This is a genomic window from Pseudomonas sp. L13, from assembly GCF_009935965.1.
Classification (GTDB): Bacteria; Pseudomonadota; Gammaproteobacteria; order Pseudomonadales; family Pseudomonadaceae; genus Aquipseudomonas; species Aquipseudomonas lactis.
Map to the genome: position 1 here is coordinate 1 of NZ_QODJ01000016.1, position 25,693 is coordinate 25,693.

16 protein-coding genes are annotated in these 25,693 nt (G+C 58.6%); 6 read left to right on the top strand and 10 right to left on the bottom strand.

Going from position 1 to position 25,693, the window contains the following annotated elements; translation table 11 throughout:
* Nucleotides 1-327: 327 nt before the first annotated feature.
* Genes DK871_RS10750 through DK871_RS10770 form a run of 5 tightly spaced genes read right to left on the bottom strand, consistent with a single transcriptional unit; the run spans nt 328 to nt 5,885 of the window.
* Nucleotides 328-1,101, bottom strand: a complete 774-nt coding sequence (locus DK871_RS10750; protein WP_161905004.1) for an enoyl-CoA hydratase — start codon at nt 1,099-1,101, stop codon at nt 328-330.
* A gap of 11 nt (nt 1,102-1,112) precedes the next feature.
* Nucleotides 1,113-2,240 (bottom strand): acyl-CoA dehydrogenase, encoded by a 1,128-nt coding sequence (locus DK871_RS10755; protein ID WP_161905005.1) that lies wholly within the window; start codon nt 2,238-2,240, stop codon nt 1,113-1,115.
* A gap of 9 nt (nt 2,241-2,249) precedes the next feature.
* A complete protein-coding gene (locus DK871_RS10760; protein ID WP_161905006.1) occupies nt 2,250-3,434 on the bottom strand; it encodes an acetyl-CoA C-acyltransferase in 1,185 nt (394 codons plus the stop codon).
* A gap of 12 nt (nt 3,435-3,446) precedes the next feature.
* Nucleotides 3,447-4,214 (bottom strand): SDR family NAD(P)-dependent oxidoreductase, encoded by a 768-nt coding sequence (locus DK871_RS10765; protein ID WP_161905007.1) that lies wholly within the window; start codon nt 4,212-4,214, stop codon nt 3,447-3,449.
* Nucleotides 4,215-4,235: 21 nt separating this feature from the next.
* Nucleotides 4,236-5,885, bottom strand: coding sequence for an AMP-binding protein (locus DK871_RS10770; protein ID WP_161905008.1), 1,650 nt, complete (start codon nt 5,883-5,885; stop codon nt 4,236-4,238).
* A 336-nt stretch (nt 5,886-6,221) separates the two neighbouring features.
* Here DK871_RS10770 and DK871_RS10775 point away from each other — a divergent pair, with 336 nt between their 5' ends.
* The 5 genes from DK871_RS10775 (at nt 6,222) to DK871_RS10795 (ending at nt 15,007) form a co-directional block, all read left to right on the top strand.
* Nucleotides 6,222-7,115 (top strand): bestrophin family protein, encoded by an 894-nt coding sequence (locus DK871_RS10775; RefSeq protein WP_161905009.1) that lies wholly within the window; start codon nt 6,222-6,224, stop codon nt 7,113-7,115.
* 72 nt (nt 7,116-7,187) lie between these two features.
* Nucleotides 7,188-8,246 (top strand): tetratricopeptide repeat protein, encoded by a 1,059-nt coding sequence (locus tag DK871_RS10780; RefSeq protein WP_161905010.1) that lies wholly within the window; start codon nt 7,188-7,190, stop codon nt 8,244-8,246.
* A gap of 206 nt (nt 8,247-8,452) precedes the next feature.
* The gene (locus DK871_RS10785; RefSeq protein ID WP_161905011.1) at nt 8,453-9,952 is read left to right on the top strand and encodes an ATPase domain-containing protein; all 1,500 of its coding nucleotides are present in this window, start codon (nt 8,453-8,455) and stop codon (nt 9,950-9,952) included.
* Complete coding sequence (locus DK871_RS10790) at nt 9,952-11,622, top strand: ATP-binding protein (RefSeq protein ID WP_161905012.1); 1,671 nt, start codon at nt 9,952-9,954, stop codon at nt 11,620-11,622. Before DK871_RS10785 ends, DK871_RS10790 begins: the two co-directional genes overlap by 1 nt.
* Before the next feature lie 121 nt (nt 11,623-11,743).
* The gene (locus tag DK871_RS10795; RefSeq protein WP_161905013.1) at nt 11,744-15,007 is read left to right on the top strand and encodes a hypothetical protein; all 3,264 of its coding nucleotides are present in this window, start codon (nt 11,744-11,746) and stop codon (nt 15,005-15,007) included.
* A gap of 69 nt (nt 15,008-15,076) precedes the next feature.
* Here the strand turns inward: DK871_RS10795 and DK871_RS10800 are convergent, their stop codons facing one another.
* The 5 genes from DK871_RS10800 to DK871_RS10820 form a co-directional block, all read right to left on the bottom strand.
* The gene (locus DK871_RS10800; protein WP_003217591.1) at nt 15,077-15,454 is read right to left on the bottom strand and encodes a response regulator; all 378 of its coding nucleotides are present in this window, start codon (nt 15,452-15,454) and stop codon (nt 15,077-15,079) included.
* A 78-nt stretch (nt 15,455-15,532) separates the two neighbouring features.
* Nucleotides 15,533-16,726: a hybrid sensor histidine kinase/response regulator gene (locus DK871_RS10805; RefSeq protein WP_161905014.1), complete on the bottom strand. Its 1,194-nt coding sequence runs from the start codon at nt 16,724-16,726 to the stop codon at nt 15,533-15,535.
* Complete coding sequence (locus DK871_RS10810; RefSeq protein WP_161905015.1) at nt 16,720-17,319, bottom strand: chemotaxis protein CheB; 600 nt, start codon at nt 17,317-17,319, stop codon at nt 16,720-16,722. Before DK871_RS10810 ends, DK871_RS10805 begins: the two co-directional genes overlap by 7 nt.
* Nucleotides 17,316-18,146, bottom strand: coding sequence for a protein-glutamate O-methyltransferase CheR (locus DK871_RS10815; protein WP_171905487.1), 831 nt, complete (start codon nt 18,144-18,146; stop codon nt 17,316-17,318). The genes DK871_RS10810 and DK871_RS10815 overlap by 4 nt, the downstream gene beginning before the upstream one ends.
* On the bottom strand, nt 18,147-21,644 hold the full coding sequence (locus tag DK871_RS10820) for a response regulator (protein WP_161905016.1): 3,498 nt from the start codon (nt 21,642-21,644) through the stop codon (nt 18,147-18,149). It abuts the gene before it with no gap.
* A gap of 415 nt (nt 21,645-22,059) precedes the next feature.
* On the opposite strand from DK871_RS10820, the gene DK871_RS10825 reads away from it, so the two are divergent.
* Nucleotides 22,060-25,647, top strand: coding sequence for a hypothetical protein (locus DK871_RS10825; RefSeq protein WP_256677433.1), 3,588 nt, complete (start codon nt 22,060-22,062; stop codon nt 25,645-25,647).
* Nucleotides 25,648-25,693: the final 46 nt, after the last annotated feature.

A 25,693-nucleotide genomic window follows, 5' to 3' on the forward strand; every position in this document is an offset into this window, starting at 1 on the left:
CACCGAGCCCAAGCGAGGTGCCGAGTGGTGGGGCAAGAGCCTTTTGGTTACTTTGGGGCTTTTCCAAAGTGACCCGCTGTCAGAGCGGAACCCTAAGCGGCCGTTACCGCAGCAATGGATATGTACACAATCCAACTGTGTCGCCTGTCAGGCCGCCTTCGCGAGCAAGCCCGCTCCCACAGTTGGATTGTGGGGTATCAGGTAGAGAAGTGTCGGCTGGTAGGCCGTCATCGCAGGCAAGCCAGCTCCCACAGTTGGATCGTTGGGGTGTCAGGTAGATAGGTGTCGGCTGGGAGGCCGCCATCGCAGGCCACACACCCATCAGGCTTACTTATCCTTGAATTCCGGCGCCCGCTTGGCCACAAACGCAGCCATGCCTTCCTTCTGGTCCTGGGTCGCAAACGCCGCATGAAACACCCGGCGCTCAAAACGCACGCCTTCGGACAGGCTGACTTCAAACGCACGGTTCACACTTTCCTTGACCATCATGCTGATCGGCACGGATTTACCGGCGATCAGGGTAGCCACCTTCAGCGCTTCCTCCAGCAGTTCATCGGCGGGCACGATGCGCGCCACAATCCCGCAGCGCTCGGCCTCTACCGCGTCGATAAAACGTCCGGTCAGGCACATCTCCATGGCCTTGGCTTTGCCCACCGCACGGGTCAGGCGCTGGGTGCCGCCCATGCCTGGCAGCACGCCCAGGTTGATTTCCGGCTGGCCAAACTTGGCGGTGTCGCCGGCGAGGATGAAGTCGCACATCAAGGCCAGTTCACAGCCGCCGCCCAGGGCGAAACCATTCACTGCGGCAATGATCGGTTTGCGGCGGTTGGCCACCCGGTCGCTGTCGCTGAACAGATCGTCCATATAGATCTGCGGGTAGGTCAGTTCGGCCATTTCCTTGATGTCTGCACCGGCCGCGAAGGCTTTTTTCGAGCCGGTCAGCACGATGCAACCAATTTCAGGGTTAGCTTCCAGGCTGTCCAACGCCTGGTTCAACTCGCTGACCAGTTGCGCATTCAAGGCGTTCAGCGCGTTCGGGCGGTTAAGCGTGATCAGCCCGACACGGCCCTGGACGTCAAACAGGATGGTTTCGTAACTCATGTATCGGCTCCTTAAAGATTGCGTGAGATGACCATGCGTTGAATATCGCTGGTGCCTTCGTAAATCTGGCAGACCCGCACATCGCGGTAGATCCGCTCCAGGGGGAAGTCGTTCAGGTAACCGTAACCGCCCAGGGTTTGCAAGGCGGCCGAGCAGACTTTCTCGGCCATTTCCGAGGCAAACAGCTTGGCCATGGACGCTTCCACCAGCGCTGGCTTGCCGCTGTCACGCAGGGCGGCGGCGTAATGCACCATCTGCCGGGCAACGGCGATCTGGGTGGCCATGTCGGCCAGGCGAAAGGCGACGGCCTGGTGTTCGATCAGCGGCTTGCCAAAGCTTTCACGTTCACGGGCATAGTCGCGGGCCGCTTCGAAGGCAGCGCGGGCCATGCCCACCGACTGGGAGGCAATACCCACGCGGCCGCCTTCAAGGTTGGCCAGGGCAATCTTGTAACCTTCGCCCTCCTCGCCCAGACGATTGGCCACCGGCACTTTCACGTCTTCAAACAGGATCTGGCAAGTGTCAGAGGCATGCTGCCCCAGCTTGTCTTCCACCCGTACCACGGTATAACCGGGCGAATCGGTGGGCACGATAAACGCGCTGATCCCACGTTTACCCGCAGCTGGGTCGGTGACAGCAAATACAATCACGACCCCGGCGTTTTGCCCGGAGGTGATGAACTGTTTGCAGCCGTTGAGCACATAGTGGTCGCCTTCAAGGCGCGCACGGGTTTTCAGGCTGCTGGCATCGGAGCCGGCCTGGGGTTCGGTCAGCGCAAAAGCACCCAGCATGGCGCCGCTGGCCAAGGGCGTGAGGAACTGCGCTTTCTGCTGGTCATTGCCAAACTTGAGGATCGGCACGCAACCCACCGAATTGTGCACGCTCATGATCGTGGAGCAGGCACCGTCGCCCGCGGCGATTTCTTCCAGGGCCATGGCGTAGGCAAGGTACCCGGTGTCGCAACCGCCCCACTGCTCCGGGACGAGCATGCCGAAAAAGCCCAGTTCGGCCATTTGCGCGATGGCCTCCTTGGGAAAGCGATGTTCGCGGTCCCACTCGGCAGCGAAGGGTTTCAAACGTTCCTGGGCAAATTGCCGCGCGGCGTCGCTGATCTGCAATTGTTCGTCATTGGGCAACATAGGTCATCCTCAATACAGGCATTCAACGGCCATGGCCGTGGCTTCACCACCGCCAATGCAAATGGCTGCGACGCCACGCTTGAGCCCTTTCTGGCGCAGGGCCGCGAGCAATGTCACCAGGATGCGTGCGCCAGAGGCGCCAATGGGGTGGCCCAGTGCGCAGGCGCCGCCGTGCACGTTGACCTTGTCGTGGGGAATCTCCAGCTTGCTCATGGTCACCAGGCTGACCACGGCGAAGGCCTCGTTGATTTCGAACAGGTCCACCTCGTCGAGGCTCCAGCCGGTCTTGCTCATCAGCTTACGGATCGCCCCCACCGGCGCCACCGGAAACAGCCCAGGCTCATCGGCAAACGCGGCGTGCCCGTGGATCACTGCCAAGGGCTTGAGGCCACGCTTGAGCGCCTCGGACTCACGCATCAGCAACAACGCCGCCGCGCCATCGGAAATCGAGCTGGAATTGGCTGCTGTCACTGTACCGCCGTCACGGAACGCCGGTTTAAGGCTGGCAATCTTGTCCAGCTTGGCTTTCGGCGGTTGCTCATCGTGCAGGATGGTTTTTTGTTCCTTGCCCAGGGTGACCTGCACGGGGACGATTTCGCTGGCAAAGCTGCCGTGGGTGATGGCCTCTTGTGCGCGGGTCAGGGAAGCGATGGCAAACGCGTCCTGGGCCTCACGGGTAAAACCATTGTGCTCGGCGCAGTCCTCGGCAAAGGTGCCCATCAGGCGGCCCTTGTCGTAGGCATCTTCAAGGCCGTCGAGGAACATATGGTCGAGCACTTTGCCGTGGCCCATGCGGTACCCGCTGCGCGCGCGGTCCAGCAGGTACGGGGCGTTGGACATGCTTTCCATGCCGCCGGCGATCACCACATCGACGCTGCCAGCGCGCAGCGAATCGTGGGCCAGAATTGTCGCTTCCATACCGGAACCGCACATTTTGTTGAGGGTGGTGCAGCGCGTGCCCTTGTTTAACCCGGCGCCCAGGGCGGCCTGGCGGGCAGGTGCCTGCCCAAGCCCGGCGGGCAGTACACAGCCGAACAGTACTTCGTCGACAGCATCGGTGGCGATACCGGCACGCTCGACCGCCGCACGAATGGCGGCAGCGCCCAGTTGCGGCGCGGTCAGGCTTTTGAGGTCGCCCTGGAACCCGCCCATGGGCGTGCGCACGGCGCTGACAATCACAATAGGGTCGTTCATAGCCATTGCTCCTTATTTGGCGGCCATGCGCAAGGCACCGTCGAGACGGATCACCTCGCCATTGAGCATGCTGTTTTCAATGATGTGGCGTACCAGCGCGGCATATTCGGCGGGTTTGCCCAGGCGTGGCGGGAACGGCACGCCGGCAGCCAGGGACTCACGAACCTCTGGGGTCATGCCGGCCATCATTGGCGTTTCGAAAATGCCCGGTGCGATGGTCATCACGCGGATACCAAAGCGCGCCAGTTCCCGTGCGGCAGGCAAGGTGAGGCTGGCAATCGCGCCCTTGGAGGCGGCATACGCAGCCTGGCCTATCTGCCCATCGAACGCCGCCACCGAGGCGGTATTGATGATCACGCCACGCTCGCCGTCGGCATTCGCCTCGGTTTCAGCGATAGCCGCAGCGGCCAGGCGCAGCAGGTTGAAGCTGCCGATCAGGTTGACGTTGATCACCTGGGTGAAGTTTGCCAGGCCATGCGGGCCATTCTTGCCGAGGATCTTCTCGCCGCGCACCACACCCGCGCAGTTGACCAGGCCATGTAAGCCACCAAATGCGTCTATCGCTGCCTTCACGGCCGCTTCTGCAGCGGCTTCCTGGCTGATGTCTGCCACGGCACTGCGGGCATTGTCGCCCAGTTGCTGGGCCTTGGCGGCCACGGCGTCGGCGTTCAAGTCCACCAGCATCACCTTGGCACCCGCGGCAATCAGCATTTCAGCCGTGGCCGCGCCGAGGCCCGACGCGCCGCCGCTGACCAGGAATACTTTGTTTTCAATCTGCATCGTTGTTTCCTTTTAAAGAGATCAAGCCACGGCCGCCTGGGCCTTGGCTATTTCCTGATTGCGCAAAATAAAGCGTTGCAGCTTGCCGCTCGGGGTCTTGGGCAAGTCGCTGACAAATTCGATTTCCCGTGGGTACGCATGGGCGGCCAGGCGCTGGCGCACATGCAGGCGCAGCTCTTCGGCCAGCTCCGGGGTGGCGCGGTATTGCTCGCTGATCACCACAAAGGCTTTGACCAGCTCGGTGCGCTCCGGGCAAGGCTTGCCGACCACCGCCGCCTCAACCACCGCCGGGTGTTCGACCAACGCGCTTTCCACATCGAAGGGGCCCACGCGATAGCCGGACGTGGTGATCACGTCGTCGCTGCGCCCGACAAAGCTGATGCTGCCGTCCGGGTTCAGCTCCACGGTGTCGCCGCTGAGGTAGTACTTGCCAACGAACGCTTTGGTTTTCACGCCGTCGTATCCGGCGAACCAGCACATGGGCGATTGCTCGCGGTCGATGGCCAGGATGCCGGGCTGGCCGGCCGGCAGCTCTTGATGGTCGTCATCCAGCACCACGATGCGATGCCCTGGCGAGGCAAAACCCGCCGAGCCCACGTGCACTGGATGCGCCAGGCCATGGTGGTTGCACAGCACCATGCCCAGCTCGGTCTGGCCGTAATGGTCGTGGATGGTCACGCCCAGGTGGTCGGCGAACCAGCGGATCACCTCCGGGTTCAACGGCTCGCCGGCGCTGCTGACGATGCGTAGCTTGCCCTTGATCGAACGCGCGAACTGTTCGCCACCGGCAATCAGCAGGCGATACGCCGTGGGCGAACCGGTCAGGTTGGTGATTGCGTATTTATTGATCACCCGGCAGGTGCTTTCCAGGGTGAACGGGCCATCGTAGAAGGTGATCGGATGCCCCATGGACAACGGCCCGGTCACGCCGAAATAGATGCCATAGGCCCAGCCAGGGTCTGCGACGTTCCAGAACGCGTCCTCGGGGCGCAGATCCACGGCGTCGCGCATGTAACCCTGGAACGCAACGATGGCCTTGAGCGGCACCGACAGCGCCTTGGACGGGCCGGTAGTGCCCGAGGTGAACATCAGCAGGAACGGCTCCTCTGCGCCCAGCAGCACTGGCTCACACTGAGGGGAGTAATTGGGCAGTTCGGCCCAGAAACTGTAATCGCCACGCACGATGCCTTCACCCTTGGCCCCGGCGACCGTGACGATGGTCGGGCAGTCGGCGACTTCCGCCAGCTTGGGGCGGTTCACTGCATCGGTGACCACCAGCGCTGCACCGGAACTGTTCAAGCGGTGTTCAATCGCCTTGGGACCGAACGCGGTAAACAGTGGCTGATAGACCGCGCCGATGCGCCAGGTTGCCAACACCACCACCAGCAATTCGGCGGTACGCGGCAGCAGGCCCGCCACCTTGTCACCGCGCTTGACGCCCCGGGCCAGCAGGAAGTTGGCAAAGCGCGCGGCCTGCTCCTGCAGTTCGGTAAAGGTCAAGGTGGCGCTACGCCCGTCCTTGCCTTCCCAGAACAACGCAATACGCCCCGGCAGCGCGTGACGGTCACAACACTCCACACAGGCATTGAGCGCTTGCAGATTGCCAGCCAGTGCGGCGTCGACGGTGTGCTGGTAATCAAACTCGGTGGTGGCAGCCAAATACTCACGCATCGCTTTCTATCCTTCTGTGTTTTTATTTTCAGGACATTTTCAACTCGATAAAACCGCTGGAATAGTCGCTCCAGAGCCGCGCAGCGGCAATGGTCAAAGCTTTCAACTTGGCTGACTGGTTTGGCCATGGCTATCTGTAGGAGCGAGCTTGCTCGCGAAAAACTCACAGGCGTTGCGTTTACTCAGGAAGCCCGCGTTATCGTTGACGTTTTTCGCGGGCAAGCTCGCTCCTACAAAGAGTCATTGAGTCGACTGATCAGGCGGTCGATCCAAGTGATTGGACGCGATGCATAGCAGGTTCTAATCTGACGGCCTGCACCGCTACAGAAGCCCGCCATGATCGTTCGCCCCAAACCCAACGTCCTGGGTATCCTGTTCTCCCTCAAAGGCTCCATTGCCAAGCGCATCGCCTGGCGCAGCCTGTTGGTCACGCTGTTGGCCTCGGTCATCGTGCTGGTGGAAACCCTGCACCCCGCCTACTTTTCCAAGGTCAATGCCACACCCTTCACCTTGCTGGGCTTGTCGCTGTCGATCTTCATGAGCTTTCGCAACAACGCCTGCTACGACCGTTGGTGGGAGGGCCGCAAGCAACTGGGGCAAATGGTCATTGATGTGCGCTCGCTGATTCGCGAGACCCAAGTACTGGGCGACACCGCCGAGCGTGCTGGCCTGCTGCGCGGCCTCTGCGGTTTTGCCCATAGTTTGGTCGCGCATTTGCGCCATGAGGATCAAGCCCGGGTGATACACCCTTGGATCACTGTGCCAGCAAACCACCCCAACCTGCCGGACAGTGTGTTGCAAACGGTCGGTGCCCGCTTTTCGGTCCTGGCCCAACAGGGCGTGATCAGCGAATGGCGCTACACCCAGCTGGAAACCCGGTTGGTCAGCCTGAGCCAGGTGCAGGCGGCGTGCGAACGGATCAAGACCACGCCACTGCCCTTCCCCTACACCCTGCTGTTACACCGCACCATTTACCTGTTCTGCATCCTGTTGCCATTCGCCATGGCCGAGCCACTGGGCTGGTTGACGCCAGTGTTCACGGCGATTGTCAGCTACACCTTCTTTGGCCTGGATGCGATCGGCGATGAACTGGAAGACCCGTTTGGCTTCGACGAAAATGACTTGCCGTGCGATGCCATTTTGCGGACATTGGAGCGTGAGATCCTTGCCGCCCTTGGTGAAGCCGACCTGCCGCCTGCCATGGAACCCGCAGACTATGTGCTGACCTGACTCGGGTTTGACACTCGCCGTGCACTGACCGAAGCTGTCCACTTTCAGCTGCCCAAGCTTTCGGACGCCTGCATGACAAAGTCACGCCGTTACTCCATCATCGGCCTGTGCGCCCTGTTGCTGATCGTACTGATCACCTGGTTTTTCTCCCGCACCCCGGCAGTGGCCGTCCCCCCGGCCATCGCTCATGGCTATTCCAAGGCCTTGAAGCAGGCGCATAACGGCGAGCCCGGCGCTGCACGTGTGTTGTACCAACAGCTGGGCCGGCCGGACCTGTCGCCGGAGCGCCGCGCCGCCTTGCATGCCGAGCTGCCCAATTACCCCAGCCCCCAGGCGCTGAAGCTGGCCGATAAAGACCTGGCCAATGAATCGGCGCAGGTGCGCGAGGCCGCGATTCACAGCATCGTCGGCCTGGTACCCACGGGCCAGCGCACTTTGCTGCTCGGCCCGGTACTGGATGATCCCGAGCAATCCGTGCGCTTTGCCGCCGCCGATGCTTTGCTTGGCCTGTCGCCCGACACCCTGGGCTTGTACTTCGGGCCGCTGCAGCAGGTGCTCGACGAATTTGTGAAAACCCTCAAGGCCCAGCCCGAAACCGCCGAAGGCTGGATTCAACTGGCGCGCCTGTACATCCACAGCGCCCTGCTGCCGGAGGCGCAAAACGCCCTGGAGCAGGCAATGCGTTTGCAGCCAGACAACCTGCAAGCGGTGGTGTCGCAAATCGAACTGCTGGACAAGCAAGGCAAGACCGACGAGTCGCGCCAACTGCTGGCCCGGCAACTGGCGGCGCACCCAGAGTCGGCCTACCTGCAACATGCCTTGGGTATGTGGCTGCTGCACCATGGCGAGCGCCCCTACGCCCTGCTCGGCCTGTCCAAGGCGGTGGAACTGGAACCGGACAATGCCGATTATCGCTACGACCTGGCCACCACCCTGCACGACCAGGACGAAGTAGAGGCGGCCCAGCGCCAGTTGGAAGAAATCGTCCAGCGGGATCCCGCCAACCGTAAAGCCCGCGTGTTGCTGGTCAACTACTGGAAAGAGACCGGGCAGTTGCAGAATGTCCAGGTGCTGCTCGCCCAACTGGAGCAACAGAACCCGGATGATCCGGCACTACAACAAGGCCTGTAGGAACGAGCTTGCTCGCGAAGGTCGTTAACGATAACGCGGGCGGCCTGGTTCACAGCGGCGCCCTCTGGGTCTTCGCGAGCAAGCTCGCTCCTACACGGCTGCAATTCATCCAAAACGTTGAACCGCTACGTGCCGCTACGGTCAAGTGAATATGGCGCGTCCCATTCGGCGTGCCCCTCTACTTGTACGTGACCTGAGGGCACTTCTTGAGTACATCCAAACAGCTGTTAAGTGAAAAGGCGGCCACCGGCATCGAAGGTCTTGATGACATTCTCGCCGGGGGGCTATCGCGCAGCCACGTGTTTTTGCTGGAGGGCGAACCCGGTACCGGTAAAACCACCGTGGCCCTGCACTTCCTGCAGGCCGGCGCACAGAACGGCGAACGTTGCTTGTATATCACCTTGTCCGAAACCGAACACGAGTTGCGCCAGGGCGCCAAATCCCATGGCTGGGACCTGGATGATCATATTCATATCTTCGAACTGACCCCACCGGAAAGCCTGCTCAACGCCGACCACCAGCAGAGCCTGCTGTATTCCTCCGACCTGGAACTGGGCGAAGCCACCCGCCAGATTTTCGAAGTGGTGGAACGCGTCAAGCCGACCCGCGTGGTGGTGGATAGCCTGTCGGAGATCCGCCTGTTGGCGCAAAGCTCCTTACGCTATCGCCGGCAGATTCTGGCGATCAAGCACTATTTCGTGCGCTATGACGCCACCGTACTGCTGCTCGACGACCTGACCACTGAATCCCTGGATAAAACCGTGCACAGCGTGGCCCACGGGGTGATTCGCCTTGAGGAACTGACCCCCAACTACGGTGCCGAGCGTCGTCGCATCCGGGTGGTGAAATACCGGGGCCAGAAATACCGTGGCGGCTTTCACGACTTCACCATCATGGGCGACGGCATACACGTATTCCCGCGCCTGGTGGCGGCCGAGCATCGCGGCGGTTACAGCCGCCAGACCTTGAGCAGCGGTATCCAGGAGCTGGATTCTTTACTTGGCGGGGGTATCGAGACCGGCTCCAGCAGCCTGATTCTCGGTCCGGCGGGTACCGGCAAATCCTTGATTTCGATGATCTTCGCGGCTGCCGCTGTGGCGCGAGGCGAAAAGGCTGCGCTGTTCATCTTTGATGAGGAGCTGGGCCTGTTGTTCGAACGCATGAAGAACATGGGCATTGACCTTGCCGCTTTACGGGACACCGGCAACCTGCTGATCGAACAGGTAGACGCCGCCGAACTTTCTCCCGGTGAATTTTCGCACCGGGTACGTCGCTGCGTGGATGAGCGCGGTATAAAAACTGTGGTCATCGACAGCATCAACGGTTACCAGGCCGCCATGCCCGAAGAAAACGCGCTGATCCTGCATATGCATGAGTTGCTGCTGTACCTCAACCGCCGTGGTGCCGCGACCTTCATGACGGTGGCCCAACATGGTCTGGTGGGTGATATGCAGACGCCGGTGGACATTACCTATCTGGCCGATACCGTCATTCTGCTGCGTTATTTCGAGGCCCTGGGCAAAGTTCGACGGGCGATTTCGATCATCAAGAAAAGGACTGGCTCCCATGAGTCGACCATTCGCGAATACCGCATTGGCAGTCACGGCATGACCGTCGGCGTGCCTCTGGATAATTTCCAAGGCGTGCTGCGGGGCATTCCAACCTATATGGGCGCAGGCTCGCCTCTGCTCAAGGATGAGGACTAGTGCCGGCCCTGTCTCCCCTCTCCGAGCGCGCGATCGTGCTGGCGCCCATGGGCCGCGACGGCTCATTGGCGCTGATGATGCTTAACGAAGCCGGCTACAGCGGCATGGTTGCCAATAACCTGGCCGAACTGTGCGAAGCGCTGGCGCAAGGTGCCGGCCTGCTGCTCATTGCGGCTGAAGCGCTGCGTGGCGTAGACCTGGAGCCCTTGCTTGAGCATTTGCATCAACAGCCGGCCTGGTCAGACCTGCCCATCGTCTTGATGACGCATCATGGCGGCAAAGAGCAGAACGGCTCGACCCGGCTCAGTGGCTTACTGGGCAACGTGACGTTTCTGGAGCGGCCGTTCCATCCCATCACCCTGATCAGCCTGGTCAGCGCCGCCCTGCGCGGTCGGCGGCGTCAGTACGAAGCGCGGGACCGGTTGATTGATTTGAGCGAGAGTGAGCTGCGCCTGCAGCGCACCCTGGAAACCCTCGAGCAGCAAGTGGAAGAACGCACAGCCCAACTGCGTCACAACGAAGAGGCCTTGCGCCAGTCGCAGAAAATGGAAGCCGTTGGTCAGTTGACCGGCGGTATCGCCCATGACTTCAACAACATGCTTACCGGCATTATCGGGAGCCTGGAACTGCTGCGCCGACGGGTGGCGCGAGGCAAGCTGGATGACCTGGACAGCCTGATCGACCTGGGTGTGACCTCTGCCAACCGCGCGGCCAGCCTTACCCACCGCCTGTTGGCGTTCTCCCGTCGACAATCGCTTGATTCCAAACCCGTGCAGATCAATCAGTTGGTCACGGCCATGGGCGAATTGTTGCAACGCAGCATCAACGAAAGTATCAGCCTGAACATGCGCTTGAGCGACGCCTTGTGGACGGCCGAAGCCGACCCAAACCAACTCGAAAGCGCCCTGCTCAACCTGGTGATCAACGCACGCGACGCCATGCCCACGGGCGGCACGCTCACGGTGGAAACCACCAACCGCCACCTCGACAGTGTCTTCACCGCCGCCTACGGCACCTTGACCCCAGGCGATTACGTAGAGCTGAGTGTCAGCGACAACGGCTGCGGCATTCCACAACACTTGATGGGCCGCGTATTCGATCCGTTTTTCACCACCAAACCTATCGGCCAGGGCACAGGGCTGGGGCTATCGATGATCTACGGCTTCGCTCGCCAGTCTCGCGGGCATGTGACCATCCACAGTGAAGTCAACAAAGGCACGACGGTCAGCTTGTTCCTGCCGCGTTTTATCGGCGAGCCCCAAGCCCAGGAGCCGCTCAACCCGACATTGCTGCCGTTTGCCAATGCAGGGGAAACGGTATTGATCGTCGAGGATGACCCCGCGGTTCGGGTGCTGGTCAGTGCAGTGCTCAAAGAACTGGGTTATGGGTTTATCGAGGCTGGGGACGCCAATACGGCAGTGCCAATCATCGAGTCCGAACGGCGTATTGACCTGATGATCAGCGATGTCGGTTTACCCGGTATGAATGGCCGGCAACTGGCGGAAATCGGCAGGCAAATTCGCCCTGAACTCAAGGTGTTATTCATTACCGGTTATGCCGAGCACGCAGCGGTGCGCGGTGGTTTTCTCGACCCTGGTATGCAACTGATTACCAAGCCGTTTACGTTCGATTTATTGACCGCCAAGGTCCGGGAGATGATCAAGGCCTAGAGTGGCCGCGCTACGTAATACGGCGTTACGGTTGAGCAGGAAATAGATGGAATCGTTGTGGTTGTTTTCCCACATATGTGGGCGAACAACATGTTACCCACATCGATTAGGAACATTTCTGATGACTGCTATTTCCAACTCACGCGTGCCGGATTTGCATACCCCTCAACTGGCAAAAGCCGATTCAACACCGCCACCTGCCCACCTCGAGATCGCGACAGAGCTTGCGGGACGGGGAGGAAGCCTTCAGCAAAGGGGGGACCGAAAGTTACTCGAGTTCTACACCCAGGACTTGAAGGAATTGTCGGCCGGCAATCAAGACTATCGACAGGCCACTGTTGAACGTATTCCGCCCGATTCGTCCTTCGGGCAGTCGCGTGCGCTGTTGGATAACATCCTTAAAAGCCCGGCGTTCAAAGACTGGGCCAAGGCGAATGACGTCGATCTCTCAAAAGAGATCACTATTAATCTCGCCAGCGGTACCATCGGCTTCACCACTATGGGTACCAAACCCCGAGATCCCTTCGACTTTTCGCCGCCCAAGCCATCCGCCGGATCCGCCGATATTCACAGCTTTATGGGTTGGCCGCTGCTCAAGAGCGCTGCCAAAACGCTGGCAGGCTCCGGCAACGTCATAAAGTTTGACCCCGCGACCACCGCGACCACCGCGACGATCGCTGAGATCGCCCAGTTTCATGGTCATACACTGCCTTTTGACAGTGCTCTTTCGCCTGCTGAGCAACAGGCAGCCATCACGCAGTACATCAACCAATGGGAGCATAAAGATGACCTGTTCCCTGAAAATTTCGATAAGCCCTCCCAAAAACATCTGGATAGTCAAGCCTCGCAACTGGGCGATCTGAATAACCGGAGTTCTGTGATTGCGGCAATAACGAAGGTTGCAGACAGTGTCGTTGAGGGGCTGGAAAACCACGGTTCCAAAAGTTCACCCGCCAATGAAAAAGACCGCGCAGAATACAATCTAATTATTAAGCAAAGGATTAACGCTATTCTGGATACGCCCATCCAGATAGATCCCGCGTCATCCTACTTCAAGGACCGCAATCTGAAACCAGGGGTGGCCGTGACGCTGCGCGACTACCTCGTAGGAAGTGGCCTATCACTTCCAACTAATGAGACTGAGTTAAAGAGCATTGCGCAGTCGTTGGCTAGTCCGCCAATTGAAACACCGACGCATGGCAATCTAGGGGGGGCGCTTTCATGGCCAACACCAATGAGTAATGCTGATCAGCGCGCACTCATCGCCATGACAAATAAGTTTTTGGAAGGCCAACCAGAACGCAACTTGCTCGACTATCTGACACGCGGTCTTGATCTGGGAGACGACGTCTCGAACGATCGTAGCAGTGCCATCGACCGCATCCTCAAGTCACCCAATGCTGAAATCTTCGCCCGCGCAGCCGAACGCGAATTTGGCGAAATTGCGTCGCCCGACGTAATCGCAGAATGGGTGTTGACAGCCCTCTACACGTCGATGGATGCCCTTGACGTCAACACGACTGCGCCAGACTCCAGCCGGACCAAAGTTGCAGGGTTCGACCTGGCCCACGTTAACCTCTCAGGCAAGAACACCGCCGAAATACACAGGGAGCTGGCTCATTACTTACTCGTAAACAAAATCGCTTCAGTGGAAAACCTGGAGCTTGCCATGGAAATCCTGTTGTCCCGCAAGGCACCGGAACTTCTGGTCAAGGACATACCTGCCGAGTTGGTCAAGGGCACCCACTCTTGGGTCAGTTTTACCACTGCAGTAGCGCGTCTCGAAGCCGAGGCCCCTGGCTCGACCAGCAAAATGACGTACGCCCAGGTCATGATGCGAAATGAGCTGGCACCGGTAACGCTGGCAGACAAACTGGTTGAGCAGCAGGCTCAAAACGACGCATTGAAAGACTGGAGTGTTCAGAACGGTGTGCTGGATTGGAACAGCGCAGATAGCTACTCAGAAGAAGATATGGCGAAGGTGCGTGCTGCATTCAAAGACCAGGTGGATCGCTTGAATGAGGCTTCCAATACGTTTGCAAAGATGCCCCCTAATCTTCATGACATGACAGTGGCCTACATAAAAGAGCTGAACCCGCATTTGTCGGAAGAGCAAATCAAACAAAAAGTGCTGACGCCAAAGGACTCCACCTTTTTGTCATTTCCAGGCCCCTACTCACTGCTGGATATATTCGTCCACACCGCGCAACTCCATAAGGAAGTGGATTTACATACCTATACCTCCAGCGATAAAAATATTGACCTTAGCACTATTTCCGTTCCGAAATTCCAAAACAATTTTGTGAACAGTCATTTTGAAGGCGGGTTGAGAGTGTATCTCGATGGATATGAACGAGCCACGCAATCGCAAGTCAAGCATCTGATTTCAAAGCTGCCACTTGAAGATCGGAAAATCATTGAACATGGGAAAATCTCGGTTTCTAAGGAAGTTGATGTTACGTACACCCCTTACTCTCTAATTCAAGAACAAAAAGACTCTTCCACCACCAGTGTATTTGTGCAAAGCGAAGTTGTGGATGCACGCGGCAATAAACGCACCCACACGTATGAGATAGACAGCGCCAAGAACACCATTCGAAAACGCCCCGATCTGGATGACACACGCCCAGGCCCCATTCCCGACGATAAAAGGAATGCAAAGCACCTCGTCCCCCTCGTCCCTGATGGCGACTACAAAGAAAATGTCCTCTCGCCCTGGCCTGATAACAGCACCAACGACGCGCCCAACAGTTTCTCCAGTGAAAAGACACAGTACATTGCTGATGCCATGGTGAAAAAAATTAACATCCGCAGTTACGCAAACGAACTGCGAGGTACTACCACATTCGATGGTGAAGTACCTTTTTATCAAAAATTGGAAGATTTCCTGGTGGGTCTTATTCCGGGTTACAACGCCATCACTCACTTTATCAAGGGCAACTGGCGAGAAGGCCTCATCGATTTGGCGTTCGACGCGTTCGGTTTTATCCTGGCCGGCGCCGGCGGTGCCGTACGGGCCGCGGGCGCTGGCGTCAGGACGGCCACATCTACGCTGGGAAGCACCGCGAAAAAGCTGTTGCGTGGCGCAATAGGCGCGCTCAACCCCATAGATGCCCAGGGCCTGCTACTGGCCGGAGCGCAGGAAGGTATCAGCTACTTGGCCAGCCGCGGCCCCGAGGGAAATAACCAACCCCGGATAAAAATCAACTATGACCCCGTAAAGGTATTCAGGAACGTTGAAAACGCCACCGTGGGCAGCGCCAAGATGCAGGGCAGCATGACTAAAATTGCGGCCACCCAGAAAAATGGCAAGTGGTATGCACTTGATCCCGTCAGCAAACAGCCCTATGGCCTGCCTTTAAAGGATTTCGTGCCTTCGGCATAAAGCCGGTATCAAGCTGAAAACACTTTGTATTAAAAGGTTCTTCTCAGCGTTCGAGAAGAACCCTGTTTATTACGCCAATAACCTCTGGATATGCTCCTGCAGCGTATCCAGATCAAACGGCTTGGCCAAAATCGGCGCATTGCGCGTGATCGGGCTGTTGCAGTCGAGAATCTCCTGCGGGTAGCCGCTGATAAAAATCACTTTCAACTCGGGACGCAATTTGATTGCAGGCTCGGCAATCTGCACGCCAGAAATCCCACCCGGCAGGCGGTAGTCAGTCACCATCAGGTCCAGGTGCGGCTTGGTCGCAAGGATTTCGAAGGCCTGCTCCCCGTCAATCGCCTTCAATACCCGGTAACCCAAGCCCGCCAGGTACTCACCCAGCACAAACATAATGGATTCGTCGTCCTCGACGATCAGTACGACATCTTGTGCATCTTCACTCATGGGAAGCCTTTGTCCGGTCAATTGCTGCAGTTACGACCATGGGGTCACGCAGAGGTTGCGTCGAGGTGACGATTGATTTCACTCCGCCACCTCCAGAGGCAGGCACACGCGAAACAGGGCGCCCTCGCCTATTTGGCTCTCGACCTCAATGGTGCCGCCATGGGCTGCCACGATCTGCTCGGAAATAAACAAGCCCAGGCCCAGGCCGGCAGCGGAATGGTTGGCCGAAACCCGTTCGAACTGCTGAAAAATGCGCTTCTGGTTCTCCTCGCTGATACCGATGCCATGGTCACGCACCTCTACCCGCGCTTCGCCATGCTCGGTATACACCCGCACCTGCACCGGGCTCTTGGCGCCATAACGCAGTGCGTTGGTCAGCAGGTTGGTGATCACTTGCTCGATGCGAAACTCGTCCCAATGACCCTCCACCGGGCTTTCGGCCTGCAATTGCATGGAGGACTCGGCGGCCGCCACTTGCGGCGCGAAGTTATCGACTAGGTTGCGCACCAGTTGCGCCAGATCGATGCGTGCCGGGCGAATCGACAGCTTGCCGGTGCGGATGCGCGACACGTCGAGCATGTCCTCGATCAGGCGGATCAGGCTCTGGATCTGGCGCTCATCGCGGTCAACCATGGCATGCATCTTGTCCAGGGTGAACGCCGCGGCGTTGTCCCGGGCCAGGTGCATCTTGCGCAGTTGGGTCTCCAGGATCAGCCCGTTGAGAGGCGTACGCACTTCGTGGGCGACGATCGACATGAAGTCGTCACGCATGCGCACCGCCTGCTCCAGCTCAGCCTGGGTGGCTTGCAGGCGCGTGAGCAACAGCTCCTGCTCACGGCGGCTGCGCTCCAGCTCTTCCACTTGCAGCTTCATCGCCTTGCTCTGGCGATACAGGTCGACGAACACATTGACCTTGCTCTTGACCGCGTGGATATCCAGGGGCTTGTGCAGGAAGTCCACCGCACCGCTTTCATAGCCCTTGAAGGCGTAGTTGAGTTCGCGGCCAGCGGCGCTGACGAACACGATGGGAATGTTCTTGGTCTTTTCGGTGCCGCGCATCAGTTCGGCCAGTTCGAAACCGTTCATGCCAGGCATCTGCACGTCGAGGATCGCCATGGCGAATTCATGTTCCAGCAACAGGGACAACGCCTCGTCGGCACTCAATGCCTTGAAGACCTGGCGATCCTCACGCTTGATCAGCGCCTCGAGGGCCAGCAGGTTTTCCGGCAGATCGTCGACGATCAGCAGTTTGGCCTGGACAGTACTTAACATGGGAAAGGTTCCAGGGAAGCCAGCAATGAGCCGATTCGGCTCAAGGAAAGAATATGGTCAGGTGTGTGCAAGGCCAGGGCCGCCAGAGGCATGACGGCAATGCGTGCCTCTTGTGGGTCCTGCACGATGGTAATGCCGCCCGATTGCTTGACGTGGGCCAGCCCGCTTGCGCCGTCCTGGTTGGCGCCAGTCAACAAAATGGCGAGCAGGCGGCGCCCATACACATCGGCCGCCGAGGAAAACAGGTAGTCGATGGCGGGCCGGGAGTGATGCACCCGGTCTTCCTGACTCAGGGACAGGCTGCGGTCCTGCTCGACCGACAGGTGATAACCAGGCCCGGCAAAGTACAAGGTGCCCGCCTCTACCGCTTCTTTGTCCCGAGCTTCCTTGACCGGGATATTCAGGCGCCGCGCAAAGACTTCCGCCAGTTGGCTGCGGCGCTCGTCCGGCAGGTGCAGCACGGCAATGATCGGCAGGCCGAAGGTGCTCGGCAGCTTGCCGAAAATACTCAGCAACGCCTCAACGCCGCCGGCGGAAGCGCCGACGACGATGGCTTCGATCCCCGAAATCGGGGTGTCTGGCGCGTCGCTCATGATTTTCGGTAGATCCGTTCCTGTTTGACCAAGGGCTCGAATTGCTTGCTGTAGGCGGAAAAATCCAGGGTTTCCTTGCTGCCCAGCACCAGAAAGCCGCGATGACACAGCGACTCATGAAACAAGCCAAACGCTCGATCTTGCAATTTTTTATTGAAATAAATCAATACATTACGACATGAAATTAATTGAGTTTCTGAGAATACGCTGTCGGTCGCCAGGCTGTGGTCGGCAAAGGTCACGTTCTCGCGCAGTGTCTTGTCGAAGATCGCGTAATCGTAAGCCGCTGTGTAGTAGTCGGCAAATGAACGTTGCCCGCCGGCCTGCTGATAATTGGCGGTATAGGCGCGCACGTTCTCCAGGGAAAAGATGCCCTGCTTGGCTTTCTCCAGCGACGCCGGGTTGATGTCCGTGGCATAGATGATGGTGCGTTCCAGCAAGCCTTCTTCACGCAGCAGGATGGCCATGGAGTACACCTCTTCGCCCGTGCTGCAACCGGCGATCCAGATCTTGATCGACGGGTAGGTCTTGAGCAACGGCACCACTTCCTGGCGAATCGCAAGGAAGTGAGAAGGGTCGCGAAACATCTCGCTCACCGGGATAGTCAAGAACTGCAGCAACTGCATGAACGCTGCCGGGTCGTGCAATACGCGCTCTTGCAGTGCGGAGATGGTCGCGCAGTCGAACTGGCGCAAGGCATGGGCCACACGGCGTTTGACCGACGCGCCCGAGTAGTCGCGAAAATCATAGCTGTACTTGAGGTAAATCGCCTCGATCAACAGGCGCAGCTCAATATCGCTGCTCTTATCCAAGAAACACTGCTCCACTTAAATGCGTTCCATCTTCGGTAGCCATACGCGACTCAGTGAGAACAGGCGGTCCAGGTCAATCGGCTTGGCCAGGTAATCGTTTGAGCCTGCTGCCAGGCAACGTTCCTGGTCGTCCTTCATGGCCTTGGCCGTCACGGCAATGATTGGCAGTTTTTTCCAGCGTGGGTCCTGGCGGATCAAGGCGGTGGCCTCGTAACCGTCCATCTCCGGCATCATCACGTCCATCAGCACCAGGTCGATATCGTCCACTTCATTGAGTCTGTCGATGGCTTCCTGGCCGTTACGCCCGATCACCACCACGGCACCTTTGTGCTCCAGGGCGCTGGTAAGGGCGAAGATATTGCGTACATCGTCGTCCACCAGCAGGATTTTGCGCCCTTCGAAGACCTTGTCGCGGCTGCGGGCGGTCTTGAGCATCTTCTGGCGGTCATGGGACAACAGGGATTCGACTTTGTGCAAAAACAGCGTGACTTCATCCAGCAGGCGCTCGGGCGAGCGCGCACCCTTGATGATGATCGAGCGTGAATACTTGCGCAGTTCGGCCTCTTCATCCCGGGTCAGGTTACGTCCGGTGTAGACGATTACCGGCGGGAACGAGCAGATGTCTTCGGTGGCCATGCGCTTGAGCAGTTCGTTGCCAAGCATGTCCGGCAGCTTGAGGTCGATGATCATGCAGTCGTAGATAGTGGTGCGCAGCAGGTCAAGGGCCTCCTGGGCAAAGCCTACGGCGGTGATCTCGATGTCATCGTCGCCGATCAGGCGGGCAATACTGTCGCGTTGCAGGTCATCGTCTTCCACCAGCAGGATGCGCTTGACCTTCTGGGTCAACTTGGCTTCCAGGCGCGCGAATACGTCTTTGAGTTCTTCGCGGGTGGTGGGTTTGACTGCATAACCGATGGCGCCCATGTGCATGGCGGCTTCGACGCGATCTTCCACGGAAATCACGTGCACGGGGATGTGGCGCGTGTCGGCGTGTTCCTTGAGGCGTTGCAGTACAGTCAGCCCGGAATGGTCGGGCAGGCGCATGTCCAGCAGGATGGCATCGGGGATGTACTGCTCGGCGAGGCTGTAGCCCTCGTCGGCACCGTGGGCCACCAGGCAGTGGTAACCCAGCTCGTGGGCGAGGTCGAACAGGATGCGCGCAAAATTCGGCTCGTCTTCCACCACCAGGATGCAACGGGTGCTGAACGGCGCCTTTTCGCGGTCGTCGGCAAAGCGTGGGATCAGCTTGGCGTCGGCCACCGGCAGCGGCGACACCTTGACAGGCGCGGGCGCCGGCGCGACCACCACTTGGCGCGGGGGCTCGATGGGCGCCGCGTCCTCGTCGCGTTCGACATACTGCTCAGGCAACACCAGCGTGAAAATACTGCCTTTGCCCGGTTCGCTGGTCACGCTGATGTAGCCACCCAGCAAGGTGGCCAGGTCACGGGAAATCGACAAGCCCAGGCCTGTACCGCCGTAACGGCGATTGGTGGTGCCGTCGGCCTGGCGGAAGGCTTCGAAGATGCTTTCCTGTTGATCCGGAGCGATACCAATGCCCGAATCGCGCACCGTAAAGGCAATGCCCTCCCCCGGCGCGCGGGACACCGACAGGCTGACCTCGCCCTGTTCGGTGAACTTGATGGCGTTGGACAACAGGTTCTTGAGGATCTGCTCCAAGCGTTGGCGATCGGTAAACAGCAGGGTTGGCGAGCCTTGCTGCACGTCCACCTGGAAGCCCAGTTTGCGGTCCATTGCCAGCGGCTCGAACATGCCGCGCAGGCCATCCACCAGGCGCTCGACACTCGCATTTTCCGGGCGCACTTCCAACTTGCCGGCTTCGACCTTGGAAATATCCAGGATGTCGTTGATCAGGTTGAGCAAGTCATTGCCGGCTGAATAGATCGACTCGGCAAACTTGACCTGTTCGGCACTGAGGTTTTCCTGGGGGTTATCTGCCAGCAGTTTGGCCAGGATCAGCGAGCTGTTCAGCGGTGTACGCAGCTCGTGGGACATGTTGGCCAGGAATTCGGACTTGTACTTGCTGGAACGCTGCAGCTCATCGGCGCGGTCTTCCAGCTCCAGTTGGGCCTGGTTCAGCTCGATGTTCTTGCGGTCCATGGCGTCGCGCTGTTCGGCCAGGGTCTGGGTCTGTTCGGCCAGTTGCTCGTTGGTCTGCTCCAGCTCAGCCTGCTGGGTTTCCAGGTGGGCCTGGGATTCCTTGAGGATGCGCGACTGCTCTTCCAACTCTTCGTTGGCGGTCTTGAGTTCTTCCTGCTGCACTTGCAGTTCTTCATTGAGCTGCTGGGTCTCGGCCAGCACTTCCTGCAAGCGCTGGCGATAGCGCGCGGCTTCGATGGAGGTGCCGATATTGCCGGCGATCAGCTCCAGTAGTTCGATATCACGCTCATCCAACGGGCGCAGGAACCCCAGCTCGACCACGCCGTTGACACGGTCGTCATCACTGGTGGGCACCACCAATACGCTGCGGGTCGCGCCCTCGCCCAGCCCCGAGCTGACCTTAAAGTAATCCACCGGCACATCATCCAGGCGAATCAGGCGATCGCGCTGGGCGGCCTGCCCGACGATGCCTTCGTCGCTGTAGATCGACTGTTCCTGTTGTTCCTGTTCGCGGGAGAAGCCATAGGTGGCCACGCGTTTGAGGCCGCCGTGTTCTTCACGCACGTACAGCGCCGCGACGGCCGAGCCCATGTACTGGGCGAAGAACTGCAGGATATTGCGCCCCAGCATGTTCAGGGTCAGTTGGCCCAGCACTTGCTCGGCCAGTTCGGTCTGGCCATTACGCAGCCAGGCGGTTTGCTCAAGGCGCCGCGCAATCTTCTGTTGTGACGCGAGGTTTGCACTGTAACTATTTGAAAGTGAAATTAAATTCTTCCTGCCGATGTAGGCAAGAAAACCACTCAGCCCCAATACGAACACCAGGTACAGGGTGACGCTGACCACCGTCGTACGGGTGACTTCTTCGTTACGGGTGATACGGAACTGCTGCTCCATTGCTACCGCGTCTTCGTATTCCTTGCGAATCTCATCGGTAAGACGTTTACCCCGGCCCGCCTTGACGGCCCCACGGTAATCACCGCTGTTGCGCTGCAGTTCAATCATCGACTGCGCGTAGTTATTCCATTCGGTCTGCAAGGTTTCCAAGCGCTTGAGTCGGTCGACCTGCTGCGGGTTGTCGGCTACCAGGTCCTGCAGATTGCGCAGGTCGGCAATGATCCGAGGCTTGGCCACTTCGTACGGATCAAGGAAATGCTCATCGCCAGTGATCAGGAAGCCGCGCATACCTGTTTCCAGGTCAACCGTCAGTTTGGACGTCTCATTGAGGTTGTTAATGACGCGGTCGGTGTGCTCCACCCACTGGATGACTGAGAGCAAGTAGGTAATCAGGCAGACGAAAAACACCGCGCTGAGCACGCCTACGCCCAGAGGCAGGGCCACGTTGCGGCTCAGCAGGGTACGAAAGCTTTTTTCATCGACGGACGACGCGGGTGTCATGGGCATGCCTTGGCCAAGTACGGAAAAACCCTAAGTTTGCCCGAATAACGTGGTTCAAAGCTATGTTTCTGCGTTGATTTGAAGCGATTGCCTACTCATTGCGCGTCGTGCTTCGTGAAATGCCTTTACGGGGGTTCAAGCATCTTGAAACAGATTCCACTGACGCTAACCAGCGGCATTTCCAGCGTGTATGCATTTTGCTGTGCTAAGCACGCTCGCCCTCTAAACCGGCGCGCCCAGGCTACCATGGGCCCGTTGAATGCCTGTCCGCAGGGGGCACTGACAACAGCTTCATACACGGTAACGACTTGGGTTCGGAACCTCGCCAAGACGCCTTCCCACAGACCAATACGTCTTTGGAACAGGGAGGGTCCGTAGGCACAGGTTCATTCTCTTTCCTGACCAGGTACTTTGTATGACGATCAAGTTGGAAAACCATCAGCCCCCTCTCCTTGCACCCTTTCCACAGCCTACGCCCATCATAACCAGTGCGGGCACACCCCCCATTCATACACAGACGAACGCCGGGCCCGAGGTCAACAGCCTCAATCTCAGCAAGCAAATGGGCGACCGTCAAAATTTGAAAACCCTCGGCGATGCCCTGGCCGGGATCGCCAAGCGCTTAGGCCCGGACGCTCCGGCTCATGAGGTGCTGGCGGCGCTCAAGAGAACCCCGATGGACGTTCACCCAGACTCAGCGAACCACGCGATAACGGGTGCCCGCACCACAGTCGAGTCGTTTATCAAAGGCATGGGGCTACCTTTACCGGACAGCCATTTCAAGGTGTCCGGCCTCTCGGTGGCGGTGATCGACCGCTCTCAAGTGCACCCGCTCGGCAACCTGGAAGGCGCATTGGGTTGGCCGGTGCCGATGAGTGCCGATGACCAGCAACAGCTGCGCAACCTCGCCCTGAACTATGCAGGCGTGCCTGCTCAACCAACGGTGAATCAACCACGAGGGCTGCTGGAAGCTTTACGCGAGCAAACCACTCTATCGCCCGAGGTACTGGCCGACCCGGTGAAAACCCTGAATGCGCTGGTCAGCTCTGCCCAGGCACAGGCGCTGGGCAAACATTTGCAGGAAAGGATGGAGCATGTCGCCACGCAAAGCAGCGCCATGGACCATCTCCTCGCCGCGATAACGTTGCAGCTGGACCCCGAGTCCATCACTGAGACGAACCGTAACCTGTTGGCCGGCTTCGATCTGGCCGATAAAAACAACTGGGGCAAAACCGCAGACACGGTGGTCGATGCGCTGGCCAAGCACTTGATAGCCAAAGGCAAAACCAGCCCCGACTTGGCCGCGGCCGCCGCTTATTTGTTGCTGTCATCTCGGGCACCGGTGTTTTTGATCAAAGACATCCCCAAAACCGTGACCTATGGCAGCCCGGCCTGGGTCAACCTGGCGGTTGCCGCCGCGACCATTGAAGCCCAAACCCCAGGCCGGGTTGCGAACATGTCTTTCGTTCAAGTCATGCTTGAGGCCGAGAACGCCAGCCTGGCCGACCTTGCAGTCACGCACGACGCTCAGCGTGAAGCCCTGATCGACTGGGGCGTTGTGCATGGCGTGTTGGAAAAAAAAGCTGATCACCTCTACAGCGCCGAAGAATTGACTGCCTTGCTGAACGAATTCAATGCGCGCAAGGCGTTGATGGCGTCGGCAACCGAGGTCTACGACAAAGACCTGCCCTCTCGTGCACTGAAAGCCGACACCGTGCTCAAAGAGCATTTTTCCGACTTGGAAGCGATATGGGATGAACGATTGATTCATGTCTCGATCCAGGGCCGCAGGCCCTGGGGAGATATCTTTTATGAGCCGGGCCCGGTCGGGCCGCATTCGCTCAGGGACATCGTGATGATGGACTTGAAAGGGCCACTTCGTTACAGCAGCAAAGATGCTCGGGTCCCGTTAGATAAGTTGAACGCCACCCCCTCGTTTGGCGTGCGCGAGTCGTTCAATCAGGAGTTCAAGGAGGCCATCAAGGAAAAGAAGGTCGCCGTGCACACCGGCATACGGCATATGATTTCTCAACTGCCCATGGAACAACGATTGGACTTCGAGTTGGGCAAGATCAGCTTTTTTCAAACCCAAACCACAACGCTGGGCACCGGCTTCACTGACAAAACCCTTCACCCCAAGGAAGAGGCGCTGTTGGTACGCATCGAGCGCGATGGCAAGACCACTGCTTATGAAGTCAGCTTCAATGAGGGCTCGATTCGAAGCCTTCATCCCAGCAGTGTCGGTCCGAGGAAGACGAGAAATCGCAACGAGGAAAGTGAAACCAAAGCGTTCAAACCTTCCAAGGGCGCCGATCAACTTGGCAAACAGCACGAAAGGACAGACAAAACGATACCTGACAGCTTCAGTTCTACGCGCACTCAACTCTTCGCCGATGCTTTCGTGGAGCATATCAACCTGGATGATAATGCCATTCGTGAGCAGGCACTTGGCCTCACGTACGACGATAAGAACCGTAAGCGGGCAGAGGCGTTCGAAGGTTTTGTTTTGAACCTGGTGCCGTTTTATTCCGCGATCAATAATTTTCGCGAGGGCAATATCGGCTCAGGCCTGCTTGACCTGGGCTTGGATCTTTTTGGATTCCTGACCGCCGGGGTAGCGACCGCCGGAAAGGTGCTCAAGATTGCCAGCACCACAGCGTCCGCCCTCAACAAAGGGGCGCGCGTGATCAGGGCCATTGGTTTGGCGACCATGAGCGCAGTAAACCCGTTGGGCGGGTTGGGTGATGCGGCCGTCGGCACCGTGCGACTGGCAGGTAAAGGGCTCGGCTACATCAGCCGCAAGGGTATAAAAGGCGTGAACACGCTGCGCGGCGCGACCGGTAGCTATGATCTGCTCAAGCTCGCCAGCAAAGACAGTGGCACCGTTGCGACGGGTATGTTGAAAATGGGCGGACAGAGCGTGGAGAGTGCCGCCGTCCTCAAACATGGCAAATGGTATGCGTTCGACCCCGATCAAATGCGCCCTTTTGGCAAGCCTCTTGATAACTTTACCCCGTCCACGGTCGCGGTGAATGGGCAACTTAACCAGAGCTACAGTGACAGGCTCTACCGATGGCTGAATGGCGATGCAGTCCCTACGCAGGGCCCACCTTCCGTTTTGGGTCAGTTCGTACCCACCGAATTAGTGGACGCACTGCAAAAGGCAAAAGCCCCAAAAAACCTTGATAGCTTCAACATGGGCTTCGAACACGGCGACCCGCTCAAGATACTGGGCTATTCAGCCGATATGAACCTCATGGAATTGCAAGCCCTGGCCTCGCAACGCTGGTTGAGCCCGGAGCAGGTCGGCACCCTTGCCAAACAAATCGTTCGCAAAAAGGTAGGCCTGATTCAGGAAGGCTTCACGCTGTTTCAACGAGATGTCAAAGCCGCTGGTGGCACCGTACTTCCCATGCCGCAAGAGTTTTACCTCAGCCAAGTCAACCTGACATCGCCAGGCGAATGCGCAGGTATCGCCAACACCACGGCGCTTGCCATTCTGTCTGGAGACGAAGCCGTTTACCTGGGCAATATGTTCAAGGCCGCAGCGACTCCCACGGCGGCCGATTCGTCGCGTTTTATCAAGGATCTCAATGCTTTTCATAACGCGGTCAGCGGTTCCCAGTCCTTCCACATGGGCAAGACCGTCACCCAAATGCCCTACCATAAAATCGGGTCGGAACTTGAAAAGGCCGCACCGCCCAAAATACTCAGGATTGCCTCTCAGGACCACGCCTTATTGGCTGGCGTCGTGATGCGCGATAACAAGCCTGTCTGGTTCTACCTAGACCCTAACTTTGGCCTGGCCAAGTTTGACTCAGCTGAAGCCCTGAAGGATGGATTGGAGCGCACCCTCAATCGCGGCACCAGCCCGTTTCAGCATCGGGCGCACGGCGATACCCCAGGTATGCCTGAATACAGCGTGAGCACATTCGATGCCAGCGACATGGGCACCTATGTTGACGCGAATGCCGTCAAGCGCATGGCGACGGCACCTTTGTGAGTCAACACGCAAGCTGACGGGACATTTTGCCTCGCTAAGGTCACAA

Coding starts and splice junctions, on each gene's coding strand:
- DK871_RS10780 (WP_161905010.1), top strand. CDS start 7,188: ATGACAAAGTCACGCCGTTACTCCATCATCGGCCTGTGCGCCCTGTTG.
- DK871_RS10810 (WP_161905015.1), bottom strand. CDS start 17,319: ATGAGCGACGCGCCAGACACCCCGATTTCGGGGATCGAAGCCATCGTC.
- DK871_RS10770 (WP_161905008.1), bottom strand. CDS start 5,885: ATGCGTGAGTATTTGGCTGCCACCACCGAGTTTGATTACCAGCACACC.
- DK871_RS10775 (WP_161905009.1), top strand. CDS start 6,222: ATGATCGTTCGCCCCAAACCCAACGTCCTGGGTATCCTGTTCTCCCTC.
- DK871_RS10755 (WP_161905005.1), bottom strand. CDS start 2,240: ATGTTGCCCAATGACGAACAATTGCAGATCAGCGACGCCGCGCGGCAA.
- DK871_RS10805 (WP_161905014.1), bottom strand. CDS start 16,726: ATGTTAAGTACTGTCCAGGCCAAACTGCTGATCGTCGACGATCTGCCG.
- DK871_RS10795 (WP_161905013.1), top strand. CDS start 11,744: ATGACTGCTATTTCCAACTCACGCGTGCCGGATTTGCATACCCCTCAA.
- DK871_RS10750 (WP_161905004.1), bottom strand. CDS start 1,101: ATGAGTTACGAAACCATCCTGTTTGACGTCCAGGGCCGTGTCGGGCTG.
- DK871_RS10800 (WP_003217591.1), bottom strand. CDS start 15,454: ATGAGTGAAGATGCACAAGATGTCGTACTGATCGTCGAGGACGACGAA.
- DK871_RS10825 (WP_256677433.1), top strand. CDS start 22,060: ATGACGATCAAGTTGGAAAACCATCAGCCCCCTCTCCTTGCACCCTTT.
- DK871_RS10760 (WP_161905006.1), bottom strand. CDS start 3,434: ATGAACGACCCTATTGTGATTGTCAGCGCCGTGCGCACGCCCATGGGC.
- DK871_RS10820 (WP_161905016.1), bottom strand. CDS start 21,644: ATGACACCCGCGTCGTCCGTCGATGAAAAAAGCTTTCGTACCCTGCTG.
- DK871_RS10765 (WP_161905007.1), bottom strand. CDS start 4,214: ATGCAGATTGAAAACAAAGTATTCCTGGTCAGCGGCGGCGCGTCGGGC.